Below are 17,371 nucleotides of genomic sequence, written 5' to 3'. Positions count from 1 at the left end.
CATATGGGACGAACGAAGCTCGCCGTTGCTGGCAGAGTGCCTGACAACGACTTACGACAAATCAACGAGTTATGACACGGATCTGCACGTTATGGGCAACCCCTCGGGGCGGCCCTGGAAACCGCCGGATGTTATCACAATCGCCGCCACGCACCTATCCCCCTGATGCGCATGGAGGCTAGTAATTTGACGGATGACAGGCTTGAGGGGGACGAGAGAGGCTCAGAAGTGCGTTGATGCTATTTTCAAGGTACAGATCCAAGGATTTTATTGACTTTGAAGGCCCATTCGCGAGCAAGCCCGCTCCCACACTTGAATGCGTTCACAATTCAAGTGTGGGAGCGGGCTTGCTCGCGAATGCAATCTTGCAAGCGCCACCGTCCTCAATGCAGGCGCTTACGACACATCAACTTGGCCAGCTTGGCGGTATCAGGCCGTTCGACGATGCCTTTTTCGGTCACGATCACATCAATCAGGTCCGCCGGCGTCACATCGAACACCGGATTAAACGCCGCAACCTCCAGCCGCTGACCGTTAACCGCCAGCAACTCCGCCGCATCACGCTCTTCCAGGCTGACATCATCACCGGTGGCCATCATCAAATCGAGGGTCGAACTGGGCGCCACCACCATAAAACGCACGCCGTGGTGCATGGCACACACCGCCAACTGATAAGTGCCGATCGGGCCGATCACATCACCATTGGCCGCAATGCAGTCGGCGCCGACCACGACCCAGGTCACGCCTTTGGTCTTGAGGATATGCGCACCCGCCGAGTCGGCATTCACCGTGGCCGGAATACCCTCGCCCGCCAACTCCCAGGCCGTCAGCCGCGAACCTTGCAGCCACGGGCGGGTTTCATTGACATAGACATGCTCGACCAAACCCTCCAGGAACGCGGCGCGGATCACCCCAAGGGCGGTGCCCACACCGCCGGTGGCCAGAGCGCCCGCATTGCCATGGGTAAGGATCGCCTGGGCGTTGCCCTGGTGCTTGCGAATGCGCTCCAGGCCCAACTGGGCCATGACCAGGTTGGCTTCGCGGTCGCTTTCGTGGATCGCAATGGCTTCGGCTTCCAGCACCGCCAAGGGGTCTGCGTGCTTTTTGACCCGATCCAGGCGGTCACGCATGCGCTTCAAGGCCCAGAACAGGTTCGCGGCGGTCGGACGGCTATCGGCCAGCAGCGCGTAGTCTTCTTCCCACGCTGCCTGCCAGTCACCGCCCTCGGCGATCCGCTCGCGGGCGGCCAGCACCAGGCCGTAGGCGGCACTGATGCCGATGGCCGGCGCGCCGCGCACCGTCATGTTGCGGATGGCCTGGGCGACGTCAGCCACCGTGGTGCAGGCCACCCAGGTTTCCCGCGAGGGCAAGGCACGCTGATCGAGCAGGTGCAGTGCGCCATCACGCCAATCGATGGCCTTCACTTTCTCTGCAGCTAACAGTCGGTCGCGCATCCCTTACCCCGCACTCATGAACAAAAGCCGCCGATTATAGCGATCCGCCAGCCAAGACGCTCGGGTATACTTCGCCCTTCTTTTATAGCTGCCTGGGAAGAAGCCTGCGATGACCTCCACTGCCGCCCCGCTCGACTTATTGCTGCTGCCAACCTGGCTGGTACCTGTCGAACCCGCTGGCGTGGTGCTCAAGGAGCACGGCCTGGGCATCCGTGACGGGCGCATTGCGTTTATCGGGTCACGGGCGGCGGCCTTGAAGCTGGCGGCCAGCGAGGTTCGCGAGCTGCCGGGCATGCTGCTCAGCCCCGGCTTGATCAACGCCCACGGCCACGCGGCGATGAGCCTGTTTCGCGGCCTGGCCGACGACCTGCCGCTGATGACCTGGCTGGAAAAACACATCTGGCCCGCCGAAGCCAAATGGGTCGATGAAGCCTTCGTGCGCGACGGCACCGACCTGGCCATCGCCGAGCAGCTCAAGGGCGGTATCACCTGCTTCTCGGACATGTACTTCTACCCCAAGGTCGCCAGCGACTGCGTACACAACAGCGGCATGCGCGCGCAGATCGCGCTGCCGATCCTCGACTTCCCGATTCCCGGCGCCGGCAGCGCCGATGAGGCGATTCGCCAAGGCGTGGAGCTGTTCGGCGACCTCAAGCACCACCCGCGCATCAAGATCACCTTCGGCCCCCACGCGCCCTACACCGTGAGCGACGCCAACCTGGAAAAAATCCGGGTGATCGCCGAAGAGCTGGACGCCGCCATCCATATGCATGTGCACGAAACCGCCTTCGAAGTGCAACAAGCCGTGGACAAGACCGGCGAACGCCCGCTGGCGCGCCTGGGCCGTCTGGGTCTGCTCGGCCCACGCTTCCAGGCCGTTCATATGACCCAAATCAGCGAGGATGACCTGGCTTTGCTGGTAGAAAGCAACACCAGCGTCATCCATTGCCCGGAATCGAACCTCAAACTGGCCAGCGGCTTTTGCCCGGTGGAGCGTCTGTGGCAGGCTGGTGTGAACGTGGCCATCGGCACCGACGGCGCGGCCAGCAACAATGACCTCGACCTGCTGGGCGAAACACGCACGGCGGCGATGCTGGCCAAGGCCGTCGCCGGCTCGGCCACCGCCCTGGACGCCCATCGCGCCCTGCGCATGGCTACGCTCAATGGGGCACGTGCCATGGGCCTGGACAGCGAGATTGGCTCACTGGAAGTCGGCAAGGCGGCGGATATCGTCGCCTTTGATCTGTCGGGGCTGGCGCAACAACCGATCTTTGACCCGGTCTCAACGCTTATATATGCCACCGGGCGCGAGTGCGTGAAACACCTTTGGGTCGCCGGCAAGCAGTTGCTCGACGACCGGCGATTGACCCGCATGGATGAACAACAGTTGACCGCCACGGCCATCGCCTGGGGCCAACGGATCAGCGGGCACAGCGAATAACGAAGGTCTTGAACCCAGCGTTCAGGGCTGAATAACCGATTTATCAGATTTAGAGGATTCACCATGAGCAACGTCGACCACGCCGAAATCGCCAAGTTTGAAGCCCTGGCCCACCGCTGGTGGGACCGCGAAAGCGAGTTCAAACCGCTGCACGACATCAACCCGTTGCGCGTCAACTGGATTGACGAGCGCGTCAACCTGGCCGGCAAGAAGGTGCTGGACGTCGGTTGCGGCGGCGGCATCCTCAGCGAAGCCATGGCCCAGCGCGGCGCTACCGTGATGGGCATCGACATGGGCGAAGCGCCGCTGGCCGTGGCCCAACTGCACCAGTTGGAATCCGGCGTGAGCGTCGAATACCGCCAGATCACCGCCGAAGCCCTGGCCGAAGAGATGCCTGAGCAGTTCGACGTGGTCACTTGCCTGGAGATGCTCGAGCACGTGCCAGACCCGTCTTCGGTGATCCGCGCGTGCTTCCGTATGGTCAAGCCCGGCGGCCAGGTGTTCTTCTCCACCATCAACCGCAACCCCAAGGCTTATCTGTTCGCGATCATCGGCGCCGAATACATCATGAAGTTGCTGCCGCGCGGCACCCACGACTTCAAGAAATTTATCCGCCCAAGCGAGCTGGGCGCCTGGAGCCGTCAGGCCGGGCTGACCGTCAAGGACATCATCGGCCTGACCTACAACCCGCTGACCAAGCACTACAAGCTGGCCAGCGACGTTGACGTCAACTACATGATCCAGACCCTGCGCGAGGAGTAAGCCTGTGAAGTTGCGAGCAGTTCTCTTCGACATGGACGGCACCTTGCTGGACACCGCGCCGGACTTTATTGCGATCTGCCAGGCCATGCGCGCCGATCGAGGCCTGGCGCCGATCAACCCACAGCATATCCGCGATGAAATTTCCGGCGGTGCGCGGGCGATGGTCGCCGTGACCTTCTCGATGGACCCGGAATCCCCTGGCTTTGAAGCGCTGCGCCTGGAATTCCTGGAGCGTTACCTCAAAGGCTGCGCGATCCACAGCAAGCTGTTCGACGGCATGGAAGAACTGCTGCAGGACATCGAGAAGTCCCACCTGGTGTGGGGCGTGGTCACCAACAAGCCGCTGCGTTTTGCCGAGCCGATCATGCAGCAACTGGGCCTGGCCGAACGTTCGGCGCTGCTGATCTGCCCGGACCATGTGAAGAACAGCAAGCCCGACCCCGAGCCGCTGATCCTGGCGTGCAAGATGCTCGACCTGGACCCGGCCAGCGTGCTGTTCGTGGGCGATGACCTGCGCGATATCGAGTCTGGCCGCGACGCCGGCACCCGCACCGCAGCGGTCACCTTCGGCTACATCCACCCGGACGACAACCCACGCAACTGGGGCGCCGACGTGGTGGTGGACCACCCGCTGGAACTGCGCAAAGTGCTGGATAACGCGCTGTGCAGTTGCTAAAACCGATGGAGGTCTAAATGTGGGAGCGGGCTTGCTCGCGAATGCGGTGTGTCAGTCAATGAACCAGCAACTGACACACAGCATTCGCGAGCAAGCCCGCTCCCACAGGGGATCTTTGTAGGGTTCAAATTCAGCGTTTGCAACCTACTGAATTTTTAGAGGTTTTTTATGTTTGATTACTCCGCACGTCCAGAACTGCTCAAAGACCGGGTGATCCTGGTGACCGGTGCCGGTCGCGGGATCGGCGCGGCCGCGGCAAAAACCTATGCCGCCCATGGCGCCACCGTGCTGTTGCTGGGCAAGACCGAAGCCAACCTGGCTCAGGTGTATGACGAGATCGAAGCGGCCGGCCAGCCGCAGCCGGTGGTGATTCCGTTCAACCTGGAAACCGCCCTGCCCCATCAATACGATGAGCTGGCAGCGATGATCGAAAAAGCATTCGGTCGTCTCGACGGCCTGCTGCACAACGCCTCGATCATCGGCCCACGCACGCCGATCGAGCAGTTGTCCGGTGAGAACTTCATGCGCGTGATGCACGTGAACGTCAACGCGATGTTCATGCTCACCAGCACACTCTTGCCACTGCTCAAGCTGTCCCAGGATGCGTCGGTGGTGTTCACCTCCAGCAGCGTCGGGCGCAAGGGCCGGGCGTATTGGGGTGCCTATGGTGTGTCGAAGTTTGCCACCGAAGGTTTGATGCAAACCCTGGCCGATGAGCTGGAAGACGTGGCATCGGTACGCGCCAACAGCATCAACCCAGGCGGTACGCGCACCAGCATGCGCGCCCAGGCGTATCCGGGGGAAAACCCGATGGAAAGGCCTGCACCGGAAGACATCATGCCGGTGTACCTGTACCTGATGGGGCCGGACAGTGCCGGGATCAATGGGCAGGCGTTTGATGCGCAGTAACACTTAAGCAGATCCAACTGACACAGCAGGGAACGAACTGTGGGAGCGGGCTTGCTCGCGAAGGCGGCGGATCAGTCGACATCTCTATTGACTGACACTCCGTCTTCGCGAGCAAGCCCGCTCCCACATTTGATTGTTGGCGTATTGGAAATATTAGTTCTTCACCACTTCCTCAAGGGTAAAACGCCCCAGCGGGTTTTGCAGGAAGTTGCTCACGTTCTTGCGTGAGATGTTGATGTACGGGCTGTAGTACAGGTCGATCCAGTTCACATCCTGCTTCGCCAGCTTCTGCAACGCCACATACATCTGCTCACGCTTGACCGGGTCGGCCTCGATCCGCGCCTGCGCCACCAGCTCTTTAACCTTATCGTTCTTGTAGCGGGTCATGTAGTTCTGGTTGGTGTCGTGGCCCAGCACGAAAGTGGTCTTCTGGTCCGGGTCGAGGATGTCGTTGGTCCAGTACATCACCGAAATATCGTATTCACCGTCCACCAGCATCTGCCAGCTTTGGGTCGGGTCGACCTTTTGCAGGTTGGCGGTCACGCCGACCTTGGCCAACTGGTCCTTGATGATCACCGCGATCTGCTCGTCAGCTTCATTGCCGGCGTTGACCACGTAGTTGAGTTTCAAGTCCTTGGCGCCGGCTTCTTCCAGCAGTTTCTTGGCGGCCGTCGGGTCATAGGGGCGTTGCAGGTTGTTGGCGTAGTGGTACAGCGAGCCTTTGGGGATGTAGGAATAGGCCACGGTGCCCTGGCCGTAAGTGGCGGTCTTGACCAGCGACGGCTTGTCGATGGCCATGTCCAGCGCCTCGCGCACCTGCGGCTTGGCCAGCAGACCGTGGGCGTGGTTGATCAGCAGGTGATCTTCGCGGGTCGACGGGTCGGCGTGGATCACCACGTTGTTGTCTTTCTTCAGCTCTTCCACGCGGGAGAACGGTACGAAGATCGCCGTGTCCAGCTCGTTGTTCTGCACCATGCGCATGCGCGTGTTGTCGTCGGTCACCGAGACCCACTCCACGCCATCCAGGCTCACGTTGTTGGCCTGCCAGAAGTTCGGGTTCTTCTTGAGGATCACACGGTCGCCTTTACGCCACTCCTCCACGGTAAACGCGCCGGAGGTCACCGGGTTTTCCGAGTAGGCGTCTTCGCCCATCGTGGTCATGGCTTTTTCCGACAGGATCGACACCGTCGGCGAGGCCAGTTGCGAGAGGAAGGCCACGGCCGGGGTTTTCAGGGTGACCACCAGGGTCTGCGGGTCGCTGGCCTTGGCCGTGTTGATCAGGTTGAACGGATCCGCCCACAGCGACGCCTTGTTGTCGCGGATGCGCAACAGGCTGAACGCGGCGTCAGCGGCGGTGATCGCCGAGCCATCGGAGAACTTGGCGTCACGCAGCTTGAAGGTGTAGGTCAGGCCGTCCTTGGAAATTTCCCAGCTTTCGGCCAGGCCCGGCTCCATCTTGGTGCCCAGGTTATCCACGCGCACCAGGGTGTCGTAGACGTTGGCGAACACCCAGGTATCGCGGTTCTGTGCGCTTTTGATCGGGTCGAACGTGGTGCTGTCTTCACGGCAGCCGATGGTCAGCACACCGGCGGCATGAGCCAGCCCGGCGGTGAGGGACCAGGCGGTCAATGTCGCGGCGGCGAGTAACTTCAAGTGACGGGTTTGCATGTCATAACTCCTTGTTCATGAATGGCAGAAGTGGGTCAAAACAGAGGTTCTTCAAGCACGCAACTGTACCGATGCTCGTGCAGGTAATGGGTCGGCGGCAACACCACGGAACACATCGTCCGGGCGTGCCGGCAGCGCGGGTGAAAGGCGCAGCCGGTGGGCAACTTCAGCGGGCTTGGCGGCTCACCGGGCAACGGTTCTGCAGGCAACGGCCGGTGCGGATCGATCTCGGGAATCGCCTCGATCAACGCCGCCGTATACGGATGGCGCGGCGCCGTAAACACCGCCTCCACCGGCCCTTCTTCGACGATCTTGCCCAGGTACATCACCGCCACGCGGTCGCACAGGCGCCGCACAATGGCCAGGTCATGGGCGATAAACAGAATCGCCAGGTTCATGCGCTGTTGCAGTTCCAGCAACAGGTTGATGATCTGGCCCTGAATCGACACATCCAGGGCCGCCACGCACTCATCGGCAATGATCAGGCGCGGCTCCACCGCCAGGGCGCGGGCGATGCCGACGCGCTGGCACTGGCCACCACTGAGGGAGCCGGGCTTGCGGCTGGCGAGTTCAGGGCGCAGGCCCACCAGGTCAAGCAGCTCGACCACGCGAGCCGGTATCTGCTGCGGGGCGACCTTGCGCTGCACCCTTAACACTTCGACAAGGGTTTCGCCAATGCTGTGGCGCGGGTTCAAGGCGGCGTAAGGGTCCTGGAAAATCATCGCGGTTTCATGCCGCAGGCGGGCGATGTCGATCGCACTGCCCTGGGCCATGTCGACGCCATCGAACAACACCTGCCCGGCGCTGATCGGGTTGAGGTGCAAAATGGCTCGCCCCAGCGTGCTTTTGCCACTGCCGGACTCGCCCACCAACCCCAGGGTTTCGCCTGCGGCCAGGTTCAGCGACACACCATTGACCGCCCTCACCCACTGTTTATTGAGGCCCAACATACCCGTGCCGGACGCGGCAAACCGCACCTCCAGGTCCTTGATCTGCAACAGACTCATGGGCGCTCTCCGAGCGGATAGTGGCAAGCCACGCGCGCACCTTCGGGCAACACCTCAGTGCACAACGCCGCCACTTGCGGGCAGCGCGGGTTGAAGCGGCAACCGACGGGCAAGGCATCCAGTAACGGCGGCTGGCCGGGGATGGTGCGCAACAAGGCGTGGCCGCTGCTGTGGGCGGGTTGGCAATCGATAAGGCCGGCGGTGTACGGGTGTTGCGGATGGGCCAGCACGTCGTATTTGCTCGCGTGTTCGCACAGGCGCCCGGCGTACATCACCGCGATGGAATCACAGGTCTGCGCCACCACGCCGAGGTCATGGGTGATCATGATGATCGCCAGGCCGCGCTGGTCGCGCAGCTCCAGTAGCAGGCGCAGGATCTGCGCCTGCACCGTCACATCCAGCGCCGTGGTCGGCTCATCGGCAATCAGCACCTGCGGGTTGCAACCCAGGGCCACGGCGATCATCGCGCGCTGGCGCATGCCGCCGGAGAACTCATGGGGGTAGTTGTCGACCCGCGCCTTGGGATCGGGAATACCGACCTGGCGCAGCACCTCGATGGCTTGTTGGCGTGCGTCTTTTTTCGACGCGCCCTGATGCAAACGGATGCCTTCGGCGATCTGCTCGCCGATGCGCATCAACGGGTCCAGGTGACTGCTGGGGTTCTGGAAAATCATGCCCAGTTGCCCACCGCGCACGGCGCGCATGCCAGCCTCATCGAGTTGCAACAGGTCGCGACCGGCCAGGCGCACCGCGCCGCCTTGCACCCGCAGGTTGGGCGACGGCAACAGGCGCATCAGGGCGCGACAGGCCAGGGTCTTGCCCGAGCCGCTTTCACCTACCAGGCCGAGGATTTCTCCTTCGGCCAAATCAAAGGACACACGATCAACCAGCGTGACCTCACGCCCGCCATTGTTGGCGATCACACTGAGGTCCTGCACCTGAAGCAGGCTCATGAACGATCCCCCAACACTTGCGCCACACCATCGGCGAGCAGGCTGAAACCCATGGCCAGGGTCACAATGGCCAGGCCCGGGAAGGTGCAAAGCCACCAGGCGGTGGTGATAAACGCCTGCCCTTCGGCGACCATCGTGCCCCACTCCGCCGTCGGCGGTTGCACGCCCAGGCCCAGGTAGCTCACGGCAGCGCCGTTGAGCAGCACCAGCACGGCGTCGGACATGGAAAACACAATCGAGCCAAACATCGCATTGGGCAGCAAATGCCGAAACAGAATGCGCCCATGGCCAAAGCCCAGGCTCTTGGCGGCCAGGGCGAAGTCGCTTTCCTTGAGCACCAGGATCTGCGAGCGGATCAACCGCGCATACGACACCCAGCCCACCAGCGCCATGGCGATATAAAAGCTCTGCAAGCCCGGCCCGAGAATGGCCATGATCGCCAGCATCAGCACCAGGAACGGGAACGCCAGCACCACGTCGATCACACGCATGCACAGGCTGTCGAAGCGCCCGCCGATGTAGCCGGAAACAGCGCCGATAAAAGTGCCGATCAGGAACGGGAAGATCACGCCGATGACAGCCAGTTGCAGGTCAATCCGCGCGCCCCAGATCACCCTCGAAAGGATATCTCTACCATAGTTATCCGTGCCAAATGGATGGGCAAGGCTGGGCGCCAACAAGCTCAGATCGGTGTTCTGCGCAATCGGGTCATACGGCGCGATCCACGGCGCGAACAACGCCAGGGCCAACCACATAAACAGGATCAGCAAGCCCCATGCGGCGGTCAGCCGGCCATTGCGAAAACCAAAGCGCAGGCGCAAACGCCACGGCGCAATCAGTGGGCGACTGCTCATTGCATCTTCACCCTTGGGTCGAGGGCCACGGTCGCCACGTCCGCGACGAAGTTGACCACCACCGTCGCACACGCCAGCACCATCGCCACGCCCTGCACCACCATGTAGTCGCGGGTAAAAATGCCGCGCACCAGCAATTGGCCGATGCCGGGAATCGCGAACAGGCTTTCGATCACCACCGTGCCGCTGATCAGCCAGCCGATATTCACCGCCAGCAGGTTGACCGCCGGCACCAGCGAATTGGGCAATACATGCCGACGAAACACCGCCGCCTCCGATAACCCGCGGGCGCGGGCGGCGGTGACATGGTCGGCCTGCAACTCCATCAGCATGCTCGCCCGCAGGTTGCGCACCAGCACCGCTGCCAGCGCCAGCGCAATGGTCAAACACGGCAGGACCATGTGGTGGGCTTTATCTGTAAACGTGCGACCGTAGCCCGATACCGGGAACAAGCCCCACTTCACACTCAGCAACAGAATCAGCATCAAGCCCAGCCAGAAGGCCGGCATGCCCAGGCCGACCGTGGTGAACACGCGAATCAGGTTATCCGCCCAGCCGCCTTTGTTGCGCGCCGCCACGGTGGCCAGCGGCACCGCGATCAACAGCGCCAGCAGCACACTGCCGAGCACCAGCACCAGCGTCGGCTCGATACGGGTGACGATCAGCTTCAAGGCGTCGACCTTATAGAGCAGCGACTGGCCCAGATCGCCCTTGAGCAGGTTCTTGAGAAAGTAGAAATACTGCAGCCACAAGGGCTGGTCCAGGCCGTACTGGGCGCGGATTTTAAGCAAGGCGTCCGGCGTGCTGCGCGAGCCCAGCAAGGCGCGCGCCGGGTCGCCGGGGATCGAGCGCACCAGCACAAAGGTGATCAGGCTGATGCCAAACAACACCGGCAGCAATTGCAGCGGCCGGGACAGCACAAAACGGTAACGCGCAAGATTCATCCGTCAGCCTCGGTGGCGAGCGAGAAAGTCCAGCAGCACCGGAAAGTACGCCTGGGGCTCTTCATAAAACGGCATATGGCTGCTGTTGGGGAATACATGCAGTTCGGCGTGTGTGGCCGCAAGTTTCATGCGGTGAGCACAGGCGGGAGTGAGTTCGTCGTGCTGGCCGGTGGTGATCAGGATCGGCATCTTGAATTCGGCCATCTCCGGGATGCGGTTCCAGTCCTTGAGGTTGCCGATATAGAGAAACTCGTTGGGGCCTTGCATGGTTTCGTAAGGGCCCATGTTCCAGTCGCCCAAGGAGCGCTTGACCGGCTCCGGCCATTCGTCCAGGCGGCAGACGTGGCGGTAGTTGAGCAAGGTAATGGCGGCCTGGTATTGCGGATGATCGAGGGTGCCCATGGCCTCATGGCGCTGCATCATGGCCACGGTTTCGCTGCCGAGGGCGCCGCGCAGGCGTTCCAGCTCCTGGGACAGGTGCGGAATATCGCCGACAGTGTTTTCCAGGATCAGGCTTTTCAGGGCGTCAGGATAGTGAATGGCGTACTCGATGCCCAACCAGCCGCCCCACGAATGCCCAAGCAGATGCACGCGGCCCAGGCCCAGTGCCTGGCGCACGGTTTCGACTTCTTCGACATAACGGCCAATTTCCCACAGGGAAACATCTGATGGTCTGGCTGATGCGCCCGTGCCAAGCTGATCGAATGCAACCACTCGCAGGTTATGGTCTTTGAGCCAGCCATGGGCGTCGCGCAAGTAATCACACGGCAGGCCTGGGCCGCCGTTGAGACACAAAAGCACCTCATCGCCGTCGCCAAAGCTGTAGGCCACGAGGTTATGGCCATCGACTTGCACGTTGTACTGCTGGTCGGGGGCAATTTCACGCCACATGCATACATTCCTTGTGTTGTATCGGCCTGGCAGGTAGCGGCCGTTGATCTGGCCAACACTACCGAGGATGCCGCGCGTCCATAACCTAGTAGTTCTTATAGGTTTGGCCTGGCAGTCCTTCGCCGGGGCGTGGCATTCTACTTGCCGCAAGTCGAGATTCAAATGAATTCGGGAGCAGAACGGATGCTGTCCAAACTTACCGCCTTCAACAACCGCCTCATGCCCGGCAGGAGCCTGGATGAACAGATCGACAACACGTTTATCCTCGCCCAGCAGTTGGGCTTTGATGCGTTGGTGTATGACTACACCCCGGTGCCCATCGACCAGGACGGTTCGCTGATCACGCCTTCGGTGCTGGAATCGCGCAACACACCGTCGGACTGGCACGCGTTATGGTGCAGCGAAGGGTTTTACCAGATCGACCCGGTGCAGCATCTGGCCCTGAGCACGGTGTCGCCGTTTGTGTGGTCCTATGAGGCCAAAGCCGACACCGCGCTGCAAAAGATCATCGACCCGTGCCATGCGCCCGTGTCCTCTTACCTGCATGAACGCCAACTGACCTGCGGCGTCACCGTGCCGATCCACCTGCCGCGCGGCGGCTTCGCGTCGCTGACCGGCCTGCGCACCGGCAAGGCCGGCACGGTGCTGGAAGATGCCCAGCAGACCCTGGCGGACTTCAGCCTGATCACCCACGCGTTGCAGGAAGCGGCCTACCCGTTGCTCAGCAAAGAGCTGCGCACCTACCCGCATATCCATCTGACCAAGCGCGAGCGCGAGTGCCTGAAATGGGCCGCCGAGGGCCTGACCGCCGCCGAGATCGCCACGCAGTTAAGCCGCTCACTGGCGGTGGTCACCCTGCACCTGGCCTCGGCCATGCACAAACTGGGCGCCAAGAACCGCGTACAGGCGGTGGTGCGCGCGACCCATTACCGCCTGTTGGAAGATTGAACCGTCGGAAAAACCTAGCTGTTTTGCTAGTTACTTAAACGCCGCGTGCCGACTATCGTAGCCCTGATCCTTTTTTCAGAGCAGGGTACGAAATGGAATTCATCGAGAAAGTCCGCGAAGGCTACGCGGCCTTCGGCGCCTACCAGACCTGGTACCGCGTCACCGGCGACCTGGGCACCGGCCGCACGCCCTTGGTGATCCTCCATGGCGGCCCCGGTTGCACCCATGACTATGTAGACGCGTTCAAGGACGTCGCCGCCAGCGGCCATGCGGTGATTCACTACGACCAGATCGGCAATGGCCGCTCCACGCACTTGCCGGACAAAGACCCGTCTTTCTGGACCATCGGCCTGTTCCTCGACGAACTGAACAACCTGCTGGACCACCTGCAAATCAGTGACAACTACGCGATCCTCGGTCAATCCTGGGGCGGCATGCTCGGCAGCGAACACGCGATTTTGCAACCCAAGGGCCTGCGTGCGTTTATCCCGGCGAACTCGCCCACCTGCATGCGCACCTGGGTCAGCGAAGCCAACCGCCTGCGCCAACTGTTGCCCGAAGGCGTGCACCAAACCCTGCTCAAACACGAACAGGCCGGCACCTACCAAGACCCGGAATACCTGGCGGCGGCGCGGATGTTCTATGACCAGCACGTGTGCCGAGTAAACCCGTGGCCGGAAGAAGTGGCGCGCACCTTTGCAGCCGTGGACGCCGACCCGACGGTGTACCACGCCATGAGCGGCCCGACCGAATTTCACATCATCGGCAGCTTGAAGGACTGGAGCGTGATGGGGCGCCTGTCGGCGATCAATGTGCCGACGCTGGTGATATCCGGGCGCCACGACGAGGCCACGCCCTTGGTGGTCAAGCCGTTCCTGGATGAAATCACCGACGTGCGCTGGGCGCTGTTTGAAGACTCCAGCCACATGCCCCACGTGGAAGAACGCCAGGCATGCATGGGGACGGTGGTGAAGTTTCTGGACGAGGCGTGTTCAATGCCGAACAAAGTCCTCAAGGCTGGCTGAGTGTGATCGTTCCCACGCTGCGCGTGGGAATGCTTCCTGTGACGCTCCGCGTCACGATCTTAAGAGCGACGCAGAGCGTCTAGGGCGGCATTCCCACGCGGAGCGTGGGAACGATCATTTAAACGGTCTCGGCTTTTTGGGCCTTCCTTGGCACCTCAGCCACCACTGGAATCTCCTGCCCTTCAGCATCAAACAACTTACCGCCACTGAAGTAATCGCCATCGCGCAACGCCGCCACGTCGTGGAAGCACAAACTGCGCTCAGTGCCGGCCACAAACACCGACTGTTGGTCCGAGTTACCGGCGGTGAAGTGGTTGAACGCCAGGTTGAGCAGAATCGCCATGATTGCCGACGAGCTGATGCCCGAATGGAAAATGGTCGCGAACCAGGTGGGGAAGTGATCGTAGAAGTTTGGCGCGGCGATCGGGATCATGCCGAAACCGATGCTCGTCGCCACGATGATCAGGTTCATGTTGTTGCGGTAATCCACCTTGGACAGCGTGCGAATCCCACTGGCCGCCACGGTGCCGAACAACACAATACCAGCGCCGCCCAGCACGGACGTCGGCACGGCCGCAATCACCCGGCCCATAAACGGCAACAAGCCCAACACCACCAGAAACACGCCGCCGGTGGCCACCACAAACCGGCTTTTCACGCCAGTGACCGCCACAAGGCCGACGTTCTGGGCGAAGGCGCTTTGGGTGAAGGAACCGAAGATCGGCGCAAACATGCTCGACAGCATGTCGGCACGCAGGCCATTACCCAGGCGCTTGGAGTCGACTTTGGTGTCGATAATCTCGCCGACCGCGAGGATGTCCGCCGAGGTCTCCACCAACGTCACCATCACCACGATGCACATGGAAATGATCGCCGCCACATGGAAGGTCGGCATGCCGAAATGGAACGGGGTGGGAAAGCCGAACATCGGCCCTTGGGCGACGCCGGAGAAATCCGCCATGCCGAGGAACACCGCGATCACGGTGCCGATCACCATGGCCAGCAGAATCGACAGGCGCGAGATGGTCGCGCTGCCGATCTTGCTCAGTAGCAACACCAGCACCAGGGTCAATGCCGCCAGGCCGATATTCGCCATGCTGCCGAAATCCGCCGCGCGGCTATTGCCGCCCATGGCCCAGCGCGCCGCCACCGGCATCAGCGTCAAGCCGATGGTGGTGATCACGATACCGGTGACCAGCGGCGGGAAAAACTGGGTGATCCGTGAGAACACCGGCGTGATCAATAAGCCGATAAACGACGCCGCCATCACCGCCCCGAGAATCGCCGGCACCCCGCCCGCGCCATCACTGCCGACAATCGCCACCATGGTTGCCACACCGGCAAACGACACGCCCTGCACCAGCGGCAACTGGCAGCCAAAAAACGGCAGACCGAGGGTTTGCAGCAACGTGGCCAGGCCACCGGCAAACAGCGAAGCGGCGATCAATAGGCCGATATCCGCCGGCGACAACCCGGCCGCCTGGCCGACGATCAACGGTACGGCAACGATGCCGCCGTACATGGTGAGCACATGCTGCAGGCCGTAAGCCATGTTGGCCGCGACGCCGAGATTCTCATCTTCTGGCCGCTGCGGTGACGCCTTCGGGATAGTCATGGTGAGGGGTTCTCTGTTTTTGTTGTGCGAACACTGTATGCAATGTTTGGACTGGATGTCCATAGAGTTGTATACAATCAATCGAACAAGATACCCTCCATCGGCGTTACAAAAACAATCCGGCCGTCATGAGCCAGAACGCCAAAGGACCTAGAACAATGAAAAAGGCATTACAGGGCGCTACCGTTGCATTGACCCTTCTCGGCGGTGGGGAGGCCGTCGCGCTGGAATGGATGAACAACAGCGCAGGGTTTCGTTACGGTCAGCACTTCACCAACCCCAACAACCCCGAAGACTTCAGCAAACGCATCTACAGCTTTACCCACGCCAGCGGCTACCGGTACGGCAGCAACTACCTGAACCTTGATGTGTTTTTGTCCGACAGCAGCGACCCACGCAAGGGCACCGACCACGGTGGCAGTGAGGTCTACGCCGTGTACCGGCACCAGCTGTACGCCTCACGGGTATTGGATGTGCCGTTGGGTACCGGGTTGATAAAGGATTACGCCCTGACCCTGGGCTTCGACGCCAACCGCAACAACAACTTCGCCTCAGCCAAAAAGCGCGCGCTGGTGATCGGCCCGACGTTGAAGTTCAACACCGTCGGCGTGCTGGATTTGAGCCTGATGTACTACAAGGAAAAGAACCACACCGGCATCCCCGGTGCGAAAGAGTCGAACCACACCTTCGACGACACCTACATGCTCAACCTGACCTGGATGCGCCCGTTCGACATCGCCAACCACGCGGCGAAGTTTCAGGGGTTTATCAATTACGTCGGCGAAAAGGGCGAGGATTATCACGGCCGCGACACCGCGCCGGAAACCCTGATGCGCACCGCGCTGATGGTAGCCGTGCGGCCCGGTAAAAGCGTGAAGCCGAACCTGTATCTGGGGGTGGGTTACGAGTACTGGCATAACAAGTTCGGGGTGGATGGAGGTATGGGTACCCGGACCTCCACGCCTACGCTGAATATGGAAGTGACGTTCTAACTGAAGAAACCGGCTCCCACATTTTTGATCGTATTTCAGCTTTAAGCGTTTGCCAGTTCCGACTTATCGGCTTTCGGCCGCGCCAGCCAGTAACCCAACACCGCCAACGGCGCAGTCGCCAGCATCACAATTACGGTGATCAACAGCGGCTGGTCGATCATCGACGACACCAGCAGGCTGCTCAGAAAACAAAGACCCAATTGCAGGGTGTTCTGCAACGCCGCCGCCTTGCCGGAATTTTCCGCAAAGGGCATCAGCGCATTCGCCACCACGATCGGGTAACTCGCGCCGTTGACCAACGCCATCAGGCAGAACGGAATCAACAAGGTGGTCAGCGTCGGCACCGTCAAGGTCGCAACCAGGTACAACGCGACCATGCTGATGCAATAAGCCACCAGCAGCCACGGCAGCAGGGTTTTGCCCTGGTAATGCTGCAAGGCACTGCGACAGCTGTAACCGCCGACCAGAAAGGACAAGGTCGGCAACACGTAACTCAAGCCGATGTCATTCGGGCTGTAACCCATGTCGCCAAGGATGAACGGCGACGCGGTGAGCCAGGCGAAAAAACTGGCCGAACAGGCGGCGAAGATCATCACATTGCCGGTAAATACGCGGGAGGTCAGCAACTGCCCATAACCCAGGCGCGAAGGTTCGCCCTTCTCGGCCAGACGTTTCGGCATTTTGCGCAGGAACAACGTCGGCAACAGCAACAGCACTGACACCACCAGCAACACCGCGAAAATCGCCTGCCAGCCAAAGTGGTTCAGTACCATCGCGCCCAACAGCGGCGCCAACGCCGGTGACAGCGACATCAGCGGCATGATGCTGGCGAACACGCGGTGGGCCTTGTCGGCCGGGTAACGGTCAATCACCAGCGCCTGCCAACTCACGGCGGCGGAACACACACCAATCGCCTGCATAAACCGTAACGCCAACAACTGCGGCGCCGTCTCGACCCAAAACATCCCGGCGCAGCCCAGCACAAACAGGCTCAGCCCGGCGAGCAGCACCGGCTTGCGCCCCAGGCCATCGGACAACGGCCCCCACAACAACTGCCCGAGCGCAAAGCCCGCGAGGAAAATACTCAAGCTGGCGCCGACCGCGCCCGCACTGATCTGCAACTGCTCGCCCATGGCGCCAAACGCCGGCAAGTACATGTCCATGGCCAGATAACCGAGCATGCTCAGCCCCGCCAGATACCAGGTGAAACCAAAAGAATTTTTCATTGAAGC

General features: G+C 61.4%; 16 protein-coding genes. 7 read left to right on the top strand and 9 right to left on the bottom strand.

Translation table 11 applies throughout. The features are described from left to right. Window positions 1–383: 383 nt before the first annotated feature. Entirely contained in the window at window positions 384–1,454 is a 1,071-nt protein-coding gene (gene mtnA, locus BFP92_RS09415) for an S-methyl-5-thioribose-1-phosphate isomerase (RefSeq protein WP_065929269.1), read from the bottom strand. Window positions 1,455–1,563: 109 nt separating this feature from the next. Between mtnA and BFP92_RS09410 the strand changes: the two genes are divergently transcribed. The 4 genes from BFP92_RS09410 (at window position 1,564) to BFP92_RS09395 (ending at window position 5,242) form a co-directional block, all read left to right on the top strand. Further along, window positions 1,564–2,895, top strand: a complete 1,332-nt coding sequence (locus BFP92_RS09410) for a TRZ/ATZ family hydrolase (protein WP_065929268.1) — start codon at window positions 1,564–1,566, stop codon at window positions 2,893–2,895. Between the two features lie 63 nt (window positions 2,896–2,958). Then, entirely contained in the window at window positions 2,959–3,657 is a 699-nt protein-coding gene (ubiG, locus tag BFP92_RS09405; RefSeq protein WP_003172645.1) for a bifunctional 2-polyprenyl-6-hydroxyphenol methylase/3-demethylubiquinol 3-O-methyltransferase UbiG, read from the top strand. A gap of 4 nt (window positions 3,658–3,661) precedes the next feature. Next, a complete protein-coding gene (gene mupP, locus BFP92_RS09400; RefSeq protein WP_065929267.1) occupies window positions 3,662–4,333 on the top strand; it encodes an N-acetylmuramic acid 6-phosphate phosphatase MupP in 672 nt (223 codons plus the stop codon). 168 nt (window positions 4,334–4,501) lie between these two features. After that, the gene (locus BFP92_RS09395; protein WP_056857233.1) at window positions 4,502–5,242 is read left to right on the top strand and encodes a YciK family oxidoreductase; all 741 of its coding nucleotides are present in this window, start codon (window positions 4,502–4,504) and stop codon (window positions 5,240–5,242) included. A gap of 153 nt (window positions 5,243–5,395) precedes the next feature. Here BFP92_RS09395 and BFP92_RS09390 read toward each other — a convergent pair whose 3' ends face one another. Genes BFP92_RS09390 through BFP92_RS09365 form a run of 6 tightly spaced genes read right to left on the bottom strand, consistent with a single transcriptional unit; the run spans window position 5,396 to window position 11,559 of the window. Continuing rightward, entirely contained in the window at window positions 5,396–6,910 is a 1,515-nt protein-coding gene (locus BFP92_RS09390) for an ABC transporter substrate-binding protein (protein WP_065929266.1), read from the bottom strand. 35 nt (window positions 6,911–6,945) lie between these two features. Continuing rightward, on the bottom strand, window positions 6,946–7,917 hold the full coding sequence (locus BFP92_RS09385; protein ID WP_065929265.1) for an ABC transporter ATP-binding protein: 972 nt from the start codon (window positions 7,915–7,917) through the stop codon (window positions 6,946–6,948). Further along, window positions 7,914–8,870: an ABC transporter ATP-binding protein gene (locus tag BFP92_RS09380; RefSeq protein ID WP_065929264.1), complete on the bottom strand. Its 957-nt coding sequence runs from the start codon at window positions 8,868–8,870 to the stop codon at window positions 7,914–7,916. Before BFP92_RS09380 ends, BFP92_RS09385 begins: the two co-directional genes overlap by 4 nt. Continuing rightward, a complete protein-coding gene (locus tag BFP92_RS09375) occupies window positions 8,867–9,724 on the bottom strand; it encodes an ABC transporter permease (protein WP_065929263.1) in 858 nt (285 codons plus the stop codon). The genes BFP92_RS09380 and BFP92_RS09375 overlap by 4 nt, the downstream gene beginning before the upstream one ends. Next, the gene (locus BFP92_RS09370; RefSeq protein ID WP_017136113.1) at window positions 9,721–10,668 is read right to left on the bottom strand and encodes an ABC transporter permease; all 948 of its coding nucleotides are present in this window, start codon (window positions 10,666–10,668) and stop codon (window positions 9,721–9,723) included. The genes BFP92_RS09375 and BFP92_RS09370 overlap by 4 nt, the downstream gene beginning before the upstream one ends. A 3-nt stretch (window positions 10,669–10,671) precedes the next feature. Continuing rightward, on the bottom strand, window positions 10,672–11,559 hold the full coding sequence (locus BFP92_RS09365; protein WP_056857239.1) for a proline iminopeptidase-family hydrolase: 888 nt from the start codon (window positions 11,557–11,559) through the stop codon (window positions 10,672–10,674). A 183-nt stretch (window positions 11,560–11,742) separates the two neighbouring features. Between BFP92_RS09365 and BFP92_RS09360 the strand changes: the two genes are divergently transcribed. Next, on the top strand, window positions 11,743–12,507 hold the full coding sequence (locus tag BFP92_RS09360; protein WP_056857240.1) for a LuxR family transcriptional regulator: 765 nt from the start codon (window positions 11,743–11,745) through the stop codon (window positions 12,505–12,507). A 92-nt stretch (window positions 12,508–12,599) separates the two neighbouring features. Continuing rightward, on the top strand, window positions 12,600–13,532 hold the full coding sequence (locus BFP92_RS09355) for a proline iminopeptidase-family hydrolase (protein ID WP_065929262.1): 933 nt from the start codon (window positions 12,600–12,602) through the stop codon (window positions 13,530–13,532). Between the two features lie 118 nt (window positions 13,533–13,650). On the opposite strand, the gene BFP92_RS09350 is transcribed toward BFP92_RS09355, so the two are convergent. Then, window positions 13,651–15,147, bottom strand: coding sequence for a nucleobase:cation symporter-2 family protein (locus tag BFP92_RS09350; RefSeq protein WP_065929299.1), 1,497 nt, complete (start codon window positions 15,145–15,147; stop codon window positions 13,651–13,653). A 158-nt stretch (window positions 15,148–15,305) separates the two neighbouring features. On the opposite strand from BFP92_RS09350, the gene BFP92_RS09345 reads away from it, so the two are divergent. Next, window positions 15,306–16,139 carry a nucleoside-binding protein gene (locus BFP92_RS09345; protein WP_065929261.1) on the top strand — a complete coding sequence of 278 codons (834 nt, stop codon included), beginning with the start codon at window positions 15,306–15,308 and terminating at the stop codon, window positions 16,137–16,139. Window positions 16,140–16,180: 41 nt separating this feature from the next. Here the strand turns inward: BFP92_RS09345 and punC are convergent, their stop codons facing one another. Further along, entirely contained in the window at window positions 16,181–17,365 is a 1,185-nt protein-coding gene (punC, locus tag BFP92_RS09340) for a purine nucleoside transporter PunC (RefSeq protein WP_065929260.1), read from the bottom strand. Window positions 17,366–17,371: the final 6 nt, after the last annotated feature.

The sequence above is a fragment of the Pseudomonas sp. 58 R 3 genome (genome assembly GCF_900006605.1).
Lineage (GTDB): Bacteria > Pseudomonadota > Gammaproteobacteria > Pseudomonadales > Pseudomonadaceae > Aquipseudomonas > Aquipseudomonas salomonii.
The sequence above is the reverse complement of the archived record's forward strand: the minus strand, read 5'-3'. Positions and strand labels throughout refer to the sequence as shown.

Coding starts and splice junctions, on each gene's coding strand:
- BFP92_RS09390 (WP_065929266.1), bottom strand. CDS start 6,910: ATGCAAACCCGTCACTTGAAGTTACTCGCCGCCGCGACATTGACCGCC.
- BFP92_RS09345 (WP_065929261.1), top strand. CDS start 15,306: ATGAAAAAGGCATTACAGGGCGCTACCGTTGCATTGACCCTTCTCGGC.
- ubiG (WP_003172645.1), top strand. CDS start 2,959: ATGAGCAACGTCGACCACGCCGAAATCGCCAAGTTTGAAGCCCTGGCC.
- BFP92_RS09350 (WP_065929299.1), bottom strand. CDS start 15,147: ATGACTATCCCGAAGGCGTCACCGCAGCGGCCAGAAGATGAGAATCTC.
- mtnA (WP_065929269.1), bottom strand. CDS start 1,454: ATGCGCGACCGACTGTTAGCTGCAGAGAAAGTGAAGGCCATCGATTGG.
- BFP92_RS09375 (WP_065929263.1), bottom strand. CDS start 9,724: ATGAGCAGTCGCCCACTGATTGCGCCGTGGCGTTTGCGCCTGCGCTTT.
- punC (WP_065929260.1), bottom strand. CDS start 17,365: ATGAAAAATTCTTTTGGTTTCACCTGGTATCTGGCGGGGCTGAGCATG.
- BFP92_RS09380 (WP_065929264.1), bottom strand. CDS start 8,870: ATGAGCCTGCTTCAGGTGCAGGACCTCAGTGTGATCGCCAACAATGGC.
- BFP92_RS09365 (WP_056857239.1), bottom strand. CDS start 11,559: ATGTGGCGTGAAATTGCCCCCGACCAGCAGTACAACGTGCAAGTCGAT.
- BFP92_RS09370 (WP_017136113.1), bottom strand. CDS start 10,668: ATGAATCTTGCGCGTTACCGTTTTGTGCTGTCCCGGCCGCTGCAATTG.
- BFP92_RS09360 (WP_056857240.1), top strand. CDS start 11,743: ATGCTGTCCAAACTTACCGCCTTCAACAACCGCCTCATGCCCGGCAGG.
- BFP92_RS09385 (WP_065929265.1), bottom strand. CDS start 7,917: ATGAGTCTGTTGCAGATCAAGGACCTGGAGGTGCGGTTTGCCGCGTCC.
- BFP92_RS09355 (WP_065929262.1), top strand. CDS start 12,600: ATGGAATTCATCGAGAAAGTCCGCGAAGGCTACGCGGCCTTCGGCGCC.
- BFP92_RS09395 (WP_056857233.1), top strand. CDS start 4,502: ATGTTTGATTACTCCGCACGTCCAGAACTGCTCAAAGACCGGGTGATC.
- BFP92_RS09410 (WP_065929268.1), top strand. CDS start 1,564: ATGACCTCCACTGCCGCCCCGCTCGACTTATTGCTGCTGCCAACCTGG.